This is a genomic window from Pseudoalteromonas sp. SR45-1 (genome assembly GCF_014163655.1).
Classification (GTDB): domain Bacteria; phylum Pseudomonadota; class Gammaproteobacteria; order Enterobacterales; family Alteromonadaceae; genus Pseudoalteromonas; species Pseudoalteromonas distincta.
The window spans coordinates 144,103-159,432 of record NZ_JACJDR010000002.1; the positions used below are offsets into that span (position 1 = coordinate 144,103).

Sequence of the window (15,330 nt, forward strand, 5' to 3'; positions counted from 1 at the left end):
ACATTGCTTAAAAATTCTTAAGATGAATTTTTTACCGCATGACAAAAGTCATTAAAGTTGATGACACTTCACACTCTTATTATTTTTGTACGCGGGCATAGTTACCTTACTCAACGGGAGGTAATTATGAATTCTTTAATTTTAATCAGCTTAACTATTAATGAAGTGCTAGAGGCATTAAGTTTTACTATTACGTACGCAGATTGCTTTATGCTGGTATGCATTTTTATGTTATTTATATTTATTAATAAAAATAGTGCTATAAGTAAAAATAATATGCCAGAGGTATTAGTATGAGCTCGTTAAGCAGCTTTTCTCAACAAAGTGATAAAGGTTTTTGGAAATATGGACATTTAATTTTTACCGGCTTTTATTTACTCCCGCTAATAATTAATTTTGCGAGCTTTACAGTTAACCAAATTGTTATGTCTTTAGCCTTCTATGTTGCTTTTATTCTTTTGTATATAAAAGCAATAAACTGTAAAAGTGCAGGGGTGACTAAGTTATTTTTAGCCATGCTCTTAATTTGTTTTTGCGCTACTTTTTACACCACAGGTACGCCTACTTTATTTGGTTTCGTAGCCTATATAGCAGGCTACTCTTACAGCTCCCGTCAAAGAATTTATGCTGCGATCGCAATTATATTCACGGTTTTATTAAGCACATATATTGGTGATATAGGTAAGGTTCAATACTTTTTAGGCGTTGCTTTGATTCTATGCGCCACATTATTTAGTTACGGTATTGCAGCAAAAAGAGAAAGCTTATACAAAAAGCGCGAACAAGAAAGCGCTAACCAACTAGAGCAATTAGCAGCTATTGCAGAGCGAGAACGAATAGCTCGCGACTTACATGATATTTTAGGCCATTCACTTTCATCTATTGCTCTAAAGGCTGAGCTTGCTAATAAATTAAACCAAGGAGAGCGATACGCTCAAGCAAATAGCGAAATTGCACAAGTGGCCGATTTGGCAAGGCAGTTACTTAGCGATGTAAGAAGCGCCGTAAGTGATTTAAAACAGCTTAATCTTGTCAGCCAAGTAGCACAGTTAAAGCAAAGGTTAATAGAGCAAGGATTTAACGTTTCATTTAATGTGGTTTTAAATGCTCTGCCCGCTAAAGTAGAGGGTATAGCAGGCCTTGTAATTAAAGAGGCAGTTACTAACTTATTACGCCATAGCAATACAAAAAATTGCGAAATAAATATAGAACAAACAGCGCAGCAGTTACTTATAACCGTAATTGACCATGGTCCGTGCAGTACATTGAATTCGGGCAATGGCCTAAATGGTATTAAAGAGCGAGCAGAGCAACTAAATGGCAGTGCAGTATTTGCCTGTGGCGATAATTTTACTTTAAAAGTAGTGCTTCCAATTACAGCTAAGGATTTATAATGATCAGAGTATATTTAGTGGAAGATCAGGCGCTTGTACGCGACGCAGTAGCAGCATTGTTAGGGCTTGATTTTAATATTGAGATTATTGGTCAAGCAAGTAACGGGCAAGATGCACTTAATGCAATTGAGGCGCTTGATAGTGATTTGCATCCCGATATAATTTTAACCGATATAGAAATGCCAACCATGAATGGTATAGAGCTTAGCGAAAAAATAGCCGCTAAATTTCCTGCTATAAAAATGGTTATTATGACTACATTTTCTCGTGCGGGTTATATTAGGCGAGCGCTTACGACTGGCGTAAAAGGTTTTATTTTAAAAGAAGCACCAAGTGAAGAGTTAATAAATGCGCTTAAAAAAGTAATGCAGGGACAAAAGGTAATTGACCCAGAGCTTGCTATTAATGCATTAGACGACGCAGATCCACTTACCGATAAAGAACGCAAAGCCCTTAAACTTGCAAGCGATGGCCTTAAAACAAGCGACATAGCCAAGCAGTTATTTATTAGCGAAGGGACTACGCGTAACTACCTATCGGATGCCATTGCAAAATTAAACGCCACTAACCGCATAGATGCTGCGCGTATAGCTAAACAAAAAGGGTGGCTTTAATTAGCGGGTTTATAAATTATAAGCAAAGTATTACTATGATATGTAAAAGTAACGAACAGCGCTTAAAATTAGCTTAAAAAGCGCTAAAAGAGGTTTTAATGGCAAATTTAATAGAACTAACAACTAAAAATAATATCGCTATACTCACCATGAATACCGCTGAAAACCGCCACAACCCAGCGTTTTTGGCTGAGTTTAATTTACACCTAGACCACATTGAAGCAGAACAAAATATTAAGTCAGTTATTTTAACGTCTTCAAGTGATAAAAACTGGTCATTGGGTATCGACCTTCAATGGATGTCTAATCCAAGTATTTTACCTGCAGCAATTTCAGACTTTATGATTCAAATAAGTGACTTATTTAAACGTATAGTTACTTTTCCTATGCCTATTATTGCTGCGTTAAACGGGCATACCTATGGTAATGGTTCTGTACTTGCGTGTGCGTGCGACTTTAGATTTATGAAATCAGACAAAGGCTTTTTTTGTTTTCCTGAAGTGGATGTAATGGTGCCGTTTGTTCCATCGATGTTTCCTATAATTAATAAAGCAATTTCGCAAACATTCTTTAATCGCCTAGCTATGTCAGGAGAGCGGGTTGGTGCACAGCAGTTGCTAGAGAACAAAGTAGTTGAAGCTGTGTTTGCAAATAACGACGAACTACAAGCGGGTGTACTTGAGTTTGCCCAGCAGTTTAATAAAAATCGTTGGATTTACGCTCAAAATAAAACACAAATGAATAAGCAGATTTTACTTACGATGAAAGAAGAAGACCCAAGCTTTATTGATAATATAAGTAAACTGCTGTGGAAAAACCTACAAAAAAAATAGTATAGGTTTTAGCATTGCTACGAGATGACTAAACACTTTGCAGTTAAGGGATCGTTAAGCCCCATTGCGCTAGATTTTTAAACTATACAGCAAGGTAAACAGCAAGGTAAAAGTGCTTTCTTAAAAGTTTAATAGCTTTTACCTGTCTCATTATAACTATATGGGTTAAAATACCTACATAACCAACTAACAAGATAGTGAATGTCAAACCAAGATCCAAATCTCAGTCGAGAACAAGAAAAGTACGAAAACCCAGTCCCTAGTCGTGAGTTTATACTTACTCACCTTCAAGAGCGTTCAAAGCCTGCTAACTACGCGCAATTATGTGAAGAACTAGCAGTAAACGATGACGAACGCCAAATAGCATTTAAACGCCGCCTTCGCGCTATGGAGCGTGACGGACAGCTGTATTTCAATAAATTTAAATGCTACGCCCTAATTGACGAAGCCGGTTTAACCAAAGGCAAAGTAATAGGCCACAGAGACGGTTTCGGCTTTTTAGAAGTTGAAGGCGAGAGTAAAGATTGGTTTATTGCTAAGCACCAAATGAATATGGTGTTACATGGCGACATTGTACTAGCTAAAGGCACTAAACGTGGTTCTGGCTCAAAATGCGATGCGCGTATTATAAAAGTGCTTACTAACGAGCGCGCGCCAATTGTTGGCCGTTACTTTGTTGAGCACGGTGTTGCTGTTGTAGTCGCTGAAGACCCGCGCATAACGCAAGATATAATGATTTTACCAGGCAACGAAAACGGTGCCCGCCATAACCAAATGGTGCAGGTTAAAATTACGCAAAACCCAAGCCGTAACATGAACGCGGTAGGCAAAGTTATAGATGTACTTGGTGAGCATTTAGCCCCAGGTATGGAAATTGAAGTTGCACTGCGCAATCACGATATTCCACATGTATGGCCAGAAGAAGTTGAAGCACAAGTTGCTCATCTAGGTGAATTTGTTGAAGAAGCTGACAAACAAGGTCGCGTAGATTTACGTGATTTACCACTTGTAACTATTGATGGCGAAGATGCACGCGACTTTGATGACGCAGTATATTGTGAACCTAAAAAATCAGGTGGCTGGCGCTTATGGGTTGCCATTGCCGATGTATCGCATTACGTAGGAATGAACACGCCGCTTAACAAAGAAGCAATTTTGCGTGGTAACTCAGTGTATTTTCCTGAGCAAGTAATTCCGATGCTACCAAAAGTGCTTTCTAATGGATTATGTTCGCTTAATCCAAAAGTAGATCGCTTATGTATGGTTGCCGAAATGACCGTGTCGAGCGCTGGTAAACTTTCGGGTTATAAGTTTTACGAAGCGATAATGAACTCGCATGCACGTTTAACTTACACCAAAGTAAATGCCATTTTACAAAACGACGAAAAACTACGCGAAGAATACTCAGCCGTTGTGCCACATTTAACTGATTTACAGCAAATGTACATGGCACTTAAAGCAGCACGCCAAGACCGTGGTGCCATAGAGTTTGAAACCCTAGAAACACGTTTTGTATTTAACGCTCAGCGTAAAATAGAATCAATAGTGCCTGTTATTCGTAACGACGCGCACAAACTCATTGAAGAATGTATGATTTTAGCCAACGTATCAGCGGCTAAAATTCTTGAAAAGCATGAAGCGAGTGCGCTTTATCGTGTGCATGACGAACCAGACCAAGAAAAACTAGGTAACTTTACTAAGTTTTTAGGCGAGTTAGGTATTGAAAGTACATTAAGCGACGAGCCAACACCAAAAGAAATAACGCAAGTATTAGCGCGACTAGGTGACCGCCCAGAAGCTGAACTTATTCAAACTATGTTACTGCGTTCAATGAAACAAGCTGTATATCAGCCAGATAACATTGGTCACTTTGGTTTAGCGTTATCGGCTTACGCGCATTTTACATCGCCAATACGTCGTTACCCAGATTTAGTAGTGCATCGTGCTATTAAAGCAGTAATAAAAGCACAAGGTCAGCAAACGTCTGGCGAATACGCTTATACCGACGATGAAGTTGATCAACTAGGTGAGCAGTGTTCTACAACAGAGCGCCGCGCTGACGATGCAACTCGCGAAGTAGCTGATTGGCTTAAATGTGAGTTTATGCAAGACCATGTAGGTGAAGAGTTTGATGGTGTTATTTCATCGGTCACTAACTTTGGTTTGTTTATTCGTTTAGATGATTTACAAATTGATGGGCTTATTCACGTTACTAATTTAGGCGACGAGTTTTTTGCGCATGATGCTGCAAAACACACCCTAATAGGTGAGCACTCTCACAAAGTTTATCGCCTTGGCGATAAGGTAACAGTTAAAGTTGCGTCGGTTAGTTTAGACGATCGCCGTATAAACTTAACGCTTAAAGGCGATGTTGCACAAGACAGATACTCACGTCGTCGTGCACCAAAAAAAGGTTCAGGTAAGTCTGAGCATGCGCCAGCAAGTGTGCGTTCGCAATTAAAAGCAGGCAAAGTACCAGGTAAAAAGTCGCACAGCGATGACAAACCAAAAGGTAAAAAAAAGCCAGCAAATAAAGATAAAGGCAAGCCTGCAAATAAGTCTGCAACAAAACCTGCAGATAAAAAAGCAGCAGACTCTGCCGTAAAGAAAAAACCAAAGAAGAAGGCCGTTAAAAAGCCTAAAAGAGCAGGCAAAAATGCCCGCAAACGTACTAGCCCAGGAGCAGACAATACGTGAGTAATGAATTAATTTTTGGCTTTCATTCTGTTGAAGCAATTTTAGAAAGCGAACCAGAGCGCTTTGTAGAAATTTACGCCCTTAAAGGTCGTGACGACAAACGCTCAACTCCGATTATTGATGAAGCACGTAAATTTGGTATTTCAGTACAGTTTATGCAGCGTAAAGCCCTTGATAGCAAATCAAAAGGTGAGCAGCATCAAGGTATTATTGCTAACGTAAAAGCAGCGCCAACGTTCAATGAAAAAGATCTTGATGCGATAATCGCTCGTGAAGACACACCGTTTTTACTTGTGCTTGATGGTATTACCGATCCGCATAACTTAGGCGCATGCCTACGTAGTGCAGACGCGGCAGGTGTTCACGCTGTGATTGTACCTAAAGATAAGTCGGCTAAGCTTAACGGTACCGCACGTAAAGTGGCCTGTGGCGCAGCCGAAACAGTACCGCTTATTCAAGTGACTAACCTTGCACGTACGCTTCGCGAAATTAAAGATGCAGGCGTATGGGTTGTAGGCACCGCTGGCGAAACTGATAACCATGTATTTGACGCAAGCTTAACGGGGCCAATGGCTATTGTTATGGGCGCAGAAGGCGAGGGCATGCGACGCTTAACGCGTGAGCATTGCGATATGCTCGTTAAAATCCCAATGGCGGGTACTGTTTCAAGCTTAAACGTATCGGTAGCCACGGGTATTTGTTTGTTTGAAGTATTACGCCAACGTAACGCAAATAACTAATATATAAAACGATAAGTTTTATGTATTAAAAAGCCGAGATTGAAATTCAATCTCGGCTTTTTTGTGTCTGTAATTTCCGCTTTAACTTTGCACCAATTGTACTGAATTGATGCTCTATTATAGCGATAGGAAAATAACTCTATAGCAAGGCAAAAATAACGAAATATAGTTGTTCTTATATGAGTTATTTTTAACGCAGCTAGAGAGCTATTTAACTCGTTAGAATGAGTATGTGTAGCCCATCTGTACCGTACGCGGCTTACCTGGCTGAATGCCACCGTTTGAACGGTTAGCAACGTATGTTTTATCAAACAAGTTATCAACGTTTAGGTATACTTTTTGATTTTCATCGATTAAGTATTTAGCGGCTAAATCCCATACTACGCGGCTATCAATTGCGTTTAAGCCCGCCTCAGTTAAGTTAGCATGCGCATCAGATACGTAACGTATTTGGCTGTTAACTACAAACGCAGAAAACTCAGCACCTAACGATAACGCTACTTGGTTTTCTGGTACGTAAGGCATTGCATCGCCTTTTTCTACCGCGCCCCAAATTTCTGAATCAAAATCGTTTTTAAACTCAGAGTCTGTGTAGGTGTACGTTAATTTAACTGGGAACATAGCTGTATCAGTTGCAAACGTACGTGCTGCACTAAATTCAAAGCCCGCTACTTCTACTTCACCGTAGTTGTATTGGTCGCCAATGTTGTCGTCGCTACAACCAACCGCTGCAGTACAGTTACCGTGCATGTTGTCGTAGTCTGAGTAAAAGGCAATTACTTCACCGCTAAAGCCATCCATATTAAAGCGAGAGCCAAACTCAATGTTTACACTTTCTTCTTCTTCTTGGTCAGCATTACCAGGTGCTGCTGGTGCATACCCTTTTTGAATGCCCGCAAGTAGCGTTACGCTTTCGTTAAGTGTGTAAGTAGCACCTAGTGACGGCACTAAAATTTCAGTGTCGTTCGACACATCTTTAGTTAAACCGTTGCTGCGTGTTGGATCTGATTTAGACCACTCTTCACGAGTAATAGTAATGTCTTCATAACGAAGACCTGCACTTACTACTAAAGCATCAATTGTCCACTCGTCTTGAATAAACAAGGTGCTTGCTTCTGCGCTATCTAGACGGTTGCTATCAGAGCCCGGAACGCCTTGCTCTGTAAGCGTTAAGCTTAGGTCTTGATTAAGTGTGTATTTGTCTTCCCACTGAAAACGATCCATTTCGTCTTCGTGGTAACGTACGCCAACAGTCACATAGTGATCGCCTGCAGGAATATGTAATTCAGACTGAATACCTTTAGCTTGGTAGTCGCGGTTATTAGCTTTAACACCAATACCTTCAATGCCTTCGCTTGTTGGGTTTGCTTCAAAATCGCTGTACTGCTCAAGAGTACTTAAACCTACGCTGCTGGCTTTATACCAGTTACGATGAAAATCGTTTAAGTAAGCCGTTGCTAAAAATTCATAGCCATCACCAAAACGGTACGCGTAGTTAAGTTGGTATGCGTTATGGCGAGTATTCATTTCATCGTTTTGCGATGCAGCATAACGACGGTAAGGACTTTCTTGATAGTCTTCGTCAGTTAAGCCCATGTATGTTTCGTCTGATGTTTCGTCAGAGTACTTAATTTTTAGCTCAAGATTATGCGCATCGTTTTGACCAAACGTATGGCCAAACTTTAATAGTAAATCTGTTTTTTCAAAGCCGGTGTTGTCATTGCCTACTGGCAGCTCTTTAAAGCCGTCTGCGCCGTAAGTAAATACTTCAATTAAACCCGCTGTGTTATTTTTTTCTTTACCAAAGTAAGCGTGGCCTTTGTAGTAACCGTCGCTACCAAGGGCTGCATCTACCATACCTTTTGAGCTATTCGGCTCAGTTGGTAAGCTGCGCGAAAGTAAGTTTAAAACACCACCTGTAGTACGCGGGCCGTACTTAACTGAGGCTGCGCCTTTTAATACTTCAATAGATTCCATACGACCCATAGTAGGGAAGTAGTATGCAGAAGGTGCTGAATATGGTGCTGGTGCAACTAATATACCGTCTTCCATTACTGATATTTTATCGTTACGGCCAGTACCTGTACCGCGCATACCAATATTAGGACGAAGGCCATAACCGTCTTCTTCTTGCACGTAAACGCCCGGAACAGACGCTAAAACGCGAGAAATATCGGTAAACTGGAATTTTTGAAGTTCTTCTTCAGAAATAAACGTAGCCGAACCAGGAATATCGTTAATTGCCTGCTGAGAGCCAATAACAGTAATTTGTTCAAAGCGTTGTTCTTTATTGCTGGTGTCTTTTGCTATTGCAGTAGCACTAAAAGACAAAGCAACCGCAGTTGCTAAAGTAGATACTAAAAACTTAGGGTTCATTGTGTTCCTAATCATGTCAATTATCTTAATAGGCGCAATTTGAACACGTTGACGAATACGAATCAATGCTATTAACTATTTAATTATTCAGTTTAATAGAACTAAAAACACCTGCTTATGCAACTTAATTAACTAAATTGTTTCTTTTGTATTATTTTGTAATTGCTTTACTAGCTATAAAGGCTGAACGAATTATATGTGCTACGTAAGCGCTAGCCCAAGCGTAGAGCTATAAATTCAGCGAGTTTATCTACCGCATTTTCCGACTCACCCGAACTTTTAACCAAACTAATACCAATATTACCAAGAGCTGGTAAATGCTTGGTTTGAACCTGATAGTTAAGCTCACTCGGTACTGTACTTTTGGCAAGTACCGTAATACCTAAGCCTTCTTTTAATGCAGCAATAAGGCCGGTTAAATCGGCGTTGCTATAAACTATTCGGTATTTAATGCCTGCACTTTTTAATGCATCAGTAGCACGGCGACGATAAATACATCCCTCTGGTGCGGTAACTAGGGTAACCACCTCATTATGCGCAAGTGACAGGTCGCCCACCCACACTAGTTCGTCTTGCATAAAAATAGGAAACTTATCAGAGTTGAGTCGCTCATTTAGCGCAAGTACTAAATCAAACTGATCTTGGCGAGAAGCCGAAAGCAAATGCTTACTTAAACGCGACTTAACCTCTAACGACACCTCAGGGTAGAGCGCCACAAAGTCGCCAATAATTGAGGGTAAAATACGCGCTGCAAATTCGCTCGGAATACCCAAGCGCACTTTACCTGCAATGTTTTCTGAGGTGAACTGCTGCAAAATAGCATCGTTGTGTTGCATCATTTGTTTTGCCATAGGCAATAATAGCTCGCCGTACTGGTTTAATACTTGGCGCTGCCCTTGTTTTTTAAATAGTTTATAGCCAAGCACGTCTTCTAAGCGCTTGATTTGCAAACTTACAGCAGGTTGCGACAGGCCAAGTAAATCGCCTGCTTTAGCAAAGCCACCTATTTCAACTACCATTACAAAAGTACGTAAACCGTCTGTTGATATGTTTTTCATATTTAAAATTACAATTTATATAGCCATATATATAAGTATTATTTATCAATTGATAAATAATTACAATTTGTTGTTGATAGACGTGGGCAATATACTTTTGTAATCGAAAATACACAGGTGTTTGTTATGACTTTTAACCCAATAATGTTTGCCCGCCACAGCAACGCAAGTAGTGCGGTTACTAACGCTTTGCAAACTAACAACAATCACGTTGTAATGGATTTTAGCGGAACCGAAACCAGTGTATTTTTAAGCACTATTTTAGGCCTTGATTTAACTAAGCTTACCGCCAGCGGTTTAGGCTTAAAAGGCACGCTTGATGGCGACTATAATTCTGACTACAGTTTTGCAGTTTATTACTTTAGCGAAACCGCCTTTAGATTCGTACTACCACACAACGCAAGCCTGCAACTACAAGCGCTTATAAACGAGCAGCAATTACGTTTTGATATTGATTATGTAGTACGCACCGACCTAGCAAGCTTTATTTTAAGTGGCGACAACGCATTTGATACCCTAGTTAATGCTTTTAAATTAACACCAGGTTTGCGCCTTTCTGACGCGCAACTTTGCTACGGTGCACAAAGCGGTGATGTATTTATTACCGCCATTGATAAAAACGACGAACAACACTTTGTATTAGTAGCTAAACAACAAGAATTACAAAAATGGCAAAGCTACATGCAAGCGCAAGGCTTTGCACTTATGCATAGTGAAGCCGCATAACGAATAAAAACAACAGGCGAGCATAACAATGTTTACCTGTTTTTATATCTATTTAAGCCACGCCCTAAACAGGGTTAATTTAAACGTGAAGGAATGTTATGACTTCTAAAACTGTACTACATGCTAAGCACCTAGAAGCGGGCGCAAAAATGGTTGATTTTCATGGCTGGGAAATGCCAATCAACTACGGCTCACAAATAGAAGAACACAATAGCGTACGTACCGACGCTGGTATGTTTGACGTATCACACATGACTATTGTTGATATTGAAGGGCCTCAAGCAAAAGCATTTTTACGTAAGCTAGTAGCTAACGACGTTGCAAAATTAACCGTACCAGGCAAAGCGCTTTACACAGGCATGCTTAACGAGCAAGGCGGTGTAATAGACGACTTAATTATTTATTTCTTTAGTGAAACGTTTTACCGCCTAGTTGTTAACTCAGCGACGCGCGAAAAAGACCTAGCGCATTTAGCTAACGTATCGAGCGACTTTGACGTAACCGTTACAGAGCGCCCTGAGTTTGCAATGATTGCAGTACAAGGTCCTAACGCTAAAGCAAAAACAGCCACTCTTTTAAATGCTGATCAACAAGCAGCTGTTGAAGGTATGAAGCCGTTTTTTGGTGTTCAAGTAGGTGATTTATTTATTGCCACAACGGGTTATACTGGCGAAGACGGTTACGAAATAGTAGTACCGAACGACCAAGCAGCCGATTTATGGCAACAACTGCTAGACGCAGGTGTTAAGCCTGCTGGTTTAGGTGCACGCGACACGCTACGTTTAGAAGCAGGTATGAACCTTTATGGCCTAGATATGGACGAAAGCGTATCACCACTTGCAGCTAACATGGCATGGACCATTGCATGGGAACCAGAAGATCGTGACTTTATTGGTCGTGACGTACTTGTTAAGCAACGCGCAGAAAAAAGCACTGACAAACTAGTTGGCTTAGTGTTTGAAGAAAAAGGCGTTTTGCGTAGCGGTTCTAAAGTAATTGTTGATGGTGGTGAAGGTATTATTACTTCTGGTACTTTTTCACCAACACTTGGTTTTAGTGTAGCCCTTGCACGTGTACCACGTTCAACAGGCGATACAGCTCAAGTAGAAATGCGTAAAAAATTAGTAAACGTTAAAGTAGTAAAGCCTAGCTTTGTACGTAACGGTAAATCAATAATTTAAATAATTTGGTTATATCAATCAGTGTAATTACAGTGATTGATATCCTCCCAATATAAACCAAAGGACAAATAAAATGAGCAACATTCCTAGCGAGTTAAAATACGCACCTTCACACGAGTGGGTTCGTAACGAAGGCGACGGTACATTTACTGTTGGTATTTCTGAGCATGCACAAGAACTTCTTGGCGACATGGTATTTGTTGAATTACCAGAAGTTGGCGACGAAGTAGACGCTGGCGAAGACTGTGCAGTAGCAGAGTCAGTTAAAGCAGCATCAGACATTTACGCACCTATCAGTGGCGAAATTGTTGCTATTAACGAAGAACTTGAAGACTCACCAGAAACAGTAAACAACGACGCTTACGGCGACGGTTGGTTATTCCGTATTAAAGCATCTGACGAGTCTGAGCTAGACAACTTATTAGACGCTGAAGGTTACTCGCACACTATCGACGAAGAATAATTATTCTTTGTAGATAACTAAAAGCCCCGTGTGTTTTATTTAGATATCGGGGCTTTTATGATTTTACAGTTAACTTTTCCATACAAAGTAAGCTGTTAAATTATAAGAATTTTAAGTTATTGCTGTTTACCCATCAGCAGTAGCCACATTTTTTGGATCATAGGAATCTGGACACATGTCAAACGCCAAATCTCTTGAAGAACTAGAGCAAAAGCAAGATTTTATTCGCCGCCATATTGGGCCAAGCCCAGCACAAGTAAGCGATATGCTAAGTGCTTTAGAAGTATCGAGTGTGCAAGAGCTCATTGACCAAACTGTACCGGCTAGCATTCGTCTAGAGCAACCGTTAACAGTTGGACAAAGCCGTACTGAAGTTGAAACACTAAGCTACTTAAAATCAGTAGCAAGCAAAAATAAAGTTTTCAAATCGTACATTGGCCAAGGCTACCACCCAACTAACGTACCGCACGTAATTTTACGTAACGTACTAGAAAATCCAGGTTGGTATACAGCGTACACACCGTATCAGCCAGAGATTGCACAAGGGCGTTTAGAATCATTATTAAACTTCCAAACTATGACCCTAGATTTAACCGGTCTTGATTTAGCAAGTGCATCACTACTTGACGAATCAACAGCGGCTGCAGAGGCTATGGGCCTTGCAAAACGCGTATCAAAAGCAAAAAAAGCCAATGCCTTTTTTATTGCAGACGACGTACACACACAAACAATCGACGTAGTAACAACGCGTGCCGAGCAGTTTGGTTTTGAAGTAATTGTAGGTAAAGCAGAAGATGCCGTTAACTTTGATATTTTTGGCGCATTGTTCCAATACCCAACTACATCAGGCGAAGTGGTAGACATAACAGACCTAATTGCTGGCGTACAAAGCAAAAAGGCCATTGCCTGTGTTGCTGCCGACATAATGAGTTTATTACTGTTAAAAGCGCCGGGTAAACTAGGTGCAGACGTAGTACTTGGTTCGGCTCAACGTTTTGGCGTACCTATGGGTTACGGCGGTCCACACGCTGCATTTTTTGCAACACGTGACGCATACAAGCGTTCATTACCAGGTCGTATTATTGGTGTATCTAAAGACCGTTTAGGTAACGACGCACTACGTATGGCAATGCAAACGCGCGAACAACACATTCGCCGCGACAAAGCCAATTCAAACATTTGTACAGCACAAGTATTACTTGCCAACATGGCAGCGTTTTACGCGGTGTACCACGGCCCACAAGGCTTAAAAACTATCGCGCAGCGTATACATCGCTTTGCTGATATTTTAGCAAGTGGCCTTAAAGCTAAAGGCATTGCACTTAAGCACAGCACTTGGTTTGATACGCTAACAGTAGTAAGCGATAGCAAAGACGACGTAATAGCGCGTGCAATTGCAAAAGGCGTAAACTTTGCAACAAACCACGAAGGCGAGTACTCAATTTCGGTATCAGAGACTACAACACGTGCCGATGTAGCTGAGTTATTCGATATTATTTTAGGCGAAGGCCATGGCCTAAGTGTTGACGCTATTGCAGCCGACGTGGAAGCAAATGGCAGCGAGTCTATCCCTGCAAGTTTAGTACGTGACGACGAAGTACTAACGCATCCAAACTTTAACAGCTACCACAGCGAAACAGACATGCTTCGCTATATTAAGCGACTAGAAAGCAAAGACTTATCGCTTAATCACTCAATGATCTCGTTAGGCTCATGTACCATGAAACTAAACGCGACCGCAGAGATGATCCCAATTACGTGGCCTGAGTTTGCAAACCTTCACCCATTCTGCCCGCTAGATCAAGCAGAGGGTTACCAAATAATGATTGGCGAGCTTCACGACTGGCTAGTAAACATTACCGGTTACGATGCAGTATCGCTTCAGCCAAACTCTGGCGCGCAAGGTGAATACGCAGGCTTAATCGCGATTCGTAAATACCACGAGTCACGCGGCGACGTACACCGTAATGTATGTTTAATCCCAAGCTCTGCGCACGGTACTAACCCTGCATCAGCGCAAATGGCGAGCATGAAAATTGTGGTAGTTAACTGCGACAAAAACGGTAACGTAGACATGGCAGACCTTAAAGCAAAAGCTGAGGAAGTGTCTGAAAACTTATCGTGCATCATGATCACATACCCGTCTACGCACGGTGTTTACGAAGAAACAATTCGCGAAATTTGTGACATTATTCATGAGCACGGCGGCCAAGTTTACATGGACGGCGCTAACATGAACGCGCAAGTTGGCGTAACAAGCCCAGGCTTTATTGGCTCAGACGTATCGCACTTAAACTTGCATAAAACGTTTTGTATTCCACACGGCGGCGGTGGTCCAGGTGTTGGCCCAATTGGTGTTAAATCGCATCTTGCGCCATTTATGCCAAACCACAGCGTAATTAACGTACCAGGTACTAACATTGGTAACGGTGCGGTATCGGCAGCGCCTTACGGCTCAGCTGCTATTTTACCTATTTCATGGGCTTACATCACCATGATGGGGAGCGAGGGCTTAAAACAAGCTACTGAAATGGCCATTGTTAATGCTAACTACTTAACGCATGAGCTAAGCAAGCACTTCCCAATTTTATACCGTGGTCGTAACAACCGTGTTGCTCACGAATGTATTGTTGACTTACGCCCGCTTAAAGAGCAATCAGGCATTACTGAAATGGACGTAGCTAAGCGCTTGCAAGATTACGGCTTCCATTCACCAACTATGTCGTTCCCAGTAGCTGGCACATTAATGATTGAGCCAACTGAGTCTGAATCAAAAGGTGAGATTGACCGCTTTATCGAAGCAATGGTGTCAATTAAAGGCGAAATCGAAAAAGTAATCTCTGGCGAATGGTCAATCGAAAACAACCCGCTAGTGTTTGCACCGCATACACAAGGCGATGTGTTAGGTAACGAATGGGACCGCGCGTACGACCGTTTTTACGCTGCATTCCCAGTGCCTGCAGTGGCTAAAAACAAGTTTTGGCCAACTGTTACACGTATTGATGACGTATACGGCGACCGTAACTTAGTTTGTTCATGCCCAGCGGTTGAGACTTATCGCGACTAAGAACAGAGACTAATTTTTTGACCTTTAATGGATAGTAAGTCCCATTATAGTCCGGGAATTTATCAAAATTATAAAAGCCGTTGCAGCAATGCAACGGCTTTTTTGTGTGTGGTGATAAGCCATAAATTATATGTACGTAGGTTGGATAGAGAGAAACGAAGCCCAACAAGTCCCAAATATA

Annotated in this window: 12 protein-coding genes; 10 read left to right on the forward strand and 2 right to left on the reverse strand. The window is 41.2% G+C overall.

The genetic code is table 11. The features are described from left to right. Positions 1–126 precede the first annotated feature (126 nt). From H5089_RS03100 to rlmB, 6 genes are all read left to right on the forward strand, one after another. A complete protein-coding gene (locus tag H5089_RS03100) occupies positions 127–297 on the forward strand; it encodes a hypothetical protein (RefSeq protein ID WP_164487629.1) in 171 nt (56 codons plus the stop codon). After that, the gene (locus tag H5089_RS03105; RefSeq protein WP_182711446.1) at positions 294–1,394 is read left to right on the forward strand and encodes a sensor histidine kinase; all 1,101 of its coding nucleotides are present in this window, start codon (positions 294–296) and stop codon (positions 1,392–1,394) included. Before H5089_RS03100 ends, H5089_RS03105 begins: the two co-directional genes overlap by 4 nt. Continuing rightward, a complete protein-coding gene (locus tag H5089_RS03110; RefSeq protein ID WP_024599310.1) occupies positions 1,394–2,008 on the forward strand; it encodes a DNA-binding response regulator in 615 nt (204 codons plus the stop codon). Before H5089_RS03105 ends, H5089_RS03110 begins: the two co-directional genes overlap by 1 nt. Before the next feature lie 98 nt (positions 2,009–2,106). Then, positions 2,107–2,841, forward strand: a complete 735-nt coding sequence (locus H5089_RS03115; protein WP_002958021.1) for an enoyl-CoA hydratase/isomerase family protein — start codon at positions 2,107–2,109, stop codon at positions 2,839–2,841. A 201-nt stretch (positions 2,842–3,042) separates the two neighbouring features. Next, positions 3,043–5,538, forward strand: a complete 2,496-nt coding sequence (gene rnr / locus H5089_RS03120; protein WP_058154169.1) for a ribonuclease R — start codon at positions 3,043–3,045, stop codon at positions 5,536–5,538. Then, positions 5,535–6,278 carry a 23S rRNA (guanosine(2251)-2'-O)-methyltransferase RlmB gene (gene rlmB, locus H5089_RS03125; RefSeq protein WP_002958023.1) on the forward strand — a complete coding sequence of 248 codons (744 nt, stop codon included), beginning with the start codon at positions 5,535–5,537 and terminating at the stop codon, positions 6,276–6,278. Before rnr ends, rlmB begins: the two co-directional genes overlap by 4 nt. A gap of 219 nt (positions 6,279–6,497) precedes the next feature. Here rlmB and H5089_RS03130 read toward each other — a convergent pair whose 3' ends face one another. Beyond that, positions 6,498–8,654, reverse strand: a complete 2,157-nt coding sequence (locus H5089_RS03130; protein WP_182711447.1) for a TonB-dependent receptor domain-containing protein — start codon at positions 8,652–8,654, stop codon at positions 6,498–6,500. Positions 8,655–8,866: 212 nt separating this feature from the next. Next, on the reverse strand, positions 8,867–9,712 hold the full coding sequence (locus tag H5089_RS03135) for a LysR family transcriptional regulator (RefSeq protein WP_002958025.1): 846 nt from the start codon (positions 9,710–9,712) through the stop codon (positions 8,867–8,869). Positions 9,713–9,838: 126 nt separating this feature from the next. Here H5089_RS03135 and H5089_RS03140 point away from each other — a divergent pair, with 126 nt between their 5' ends. From H5089_RS03140 to gcvP, 4 genes are all read left to right on the forward strand, one after another. Next, the gene (locus H5089_RS03140; RefSeq protein WP_002958026.1) at positions 9,839–10,438 is read left to right on the forward strand and encodes a hypothetical protein; all 600 of its coding nucleotides are present in this window, start codon (positions 9,839–9,841) and stop codon (positions 10,436–10,438) included. Between the two features lie 98 nt (positions 10,439–10,536). Further along, positions 10,537–11,619: a glycine cleavage system aminomethyltransferase GcvT gene (gene gcvT, locus H5089_RS03145; RefSeq protein WP_182711448.1), complete on the forward strand. Its 1,083-nt coding sequence runs from the start codon at positions 10,537–10,539 to the stop codon at positions 11,617–11,619. A 73-nt stretch (positions 11,620–11,692) separates the two neighbouring features. Then, complete coding sequence (gene gcvH / locus H5089_RS03150; protein WP_002958029.1) at positions 11,693–12,082, forward strand: glycine cleavage system protein GcvH; 390 nt, start codon at positions 11,693–11,695, stop codon at positions 12,080–12,082. A 175-nt stretch (positions 12,083–12,257) separates the two neighbouring features. Then, positions 12,258–15,149, forward strand: coding sequence for an aminomethyl-transferring glycine dehydrogenase (gcvP, locus tag H5089_RS03155; RefSeq protein ID WP_182711449.1), 2,892 nt, complete (start codon positions 12,258–12,260; stop codon positions 15,147–15,149). Positions 15,150–15,330 lie beyond the last annotated feature (181 nt).

Bases quoted from the DNA above. Each gene is read 5' to 3' on its own strand.
- H5089_RS03100 (WP_164487629.1), top strand. From the start codon at position 127: ATGAATTCTTTAATTTTAATCAGCTTAACTATTAATGAAGTGCTAGAG.
- H5089_RS03105 (WP_182711446.1), top strand. From the start codon at position 294: ATGAGCTCGTTAAGCAGCTTTTCTCAACAAAGTGATAAAGGTTTTTGG.
- H5089_RS03110 (WP_024599310.1), top strand. From the start codon at position 1,394: ATGATCAGAGTATATTTAGTGGAAGATCAGGCGCTTGTACGCGACGCA.
- H5089_RS03115 (WP_002958021.1), top strand. From the start codon at position 2,107: ATGGCAAATTTAATAGAACTAACAACTAAAAATAATATCGCTATACTC.
- rnr (WP_058154169.1), top strand. From the start codon at position 3,043: ATGTCAAACCAAGATCCAAATCTCAGTCGAGAACAAGAAAAGTACGAA.
- H5089_RS03130 (WP_182711447.1), bottom strand. From the start codon at position 8,654: ATGAACCCTAAGTTTTTAGTATCTACTTTAGCAACTGCGGTTGCTTTG.
- H5089_RS03135 (WP_002958025.1), bottom strand. From the start codon at position 9,712: ATGAAAAACATATCAACAGACGGTTTACGTACTTTTGTAATGGTAGTT.
- H5089_RS03140 (WP_002958026.1), top strand. From the start codon at position 9,839: ATGACTTTTAACCCAATAATGTTTGCCCGCCACAGCAACGCAAGTAGT.
- gcvT (WP_182711448.1), top strand. From the start codon at position 10,537: ATGACTTCTAAAACTGTACTACATGCTAAGCACCTAGAAGCGGGCGCA.
- gcvH (WP_002958029.1), top strand. From the start codon at position 11,693: ATGAGCAACATTCCTAGCGAGTTAAAATACGCACCTTCACACGAGTGG.
- gcvP (WP_182711449.1), top strand. From the start codon at position 12,258: ATGTCAAACGCCAAATCTCTTGAAGAACTAGAGCAAAAGCAAGATTTT.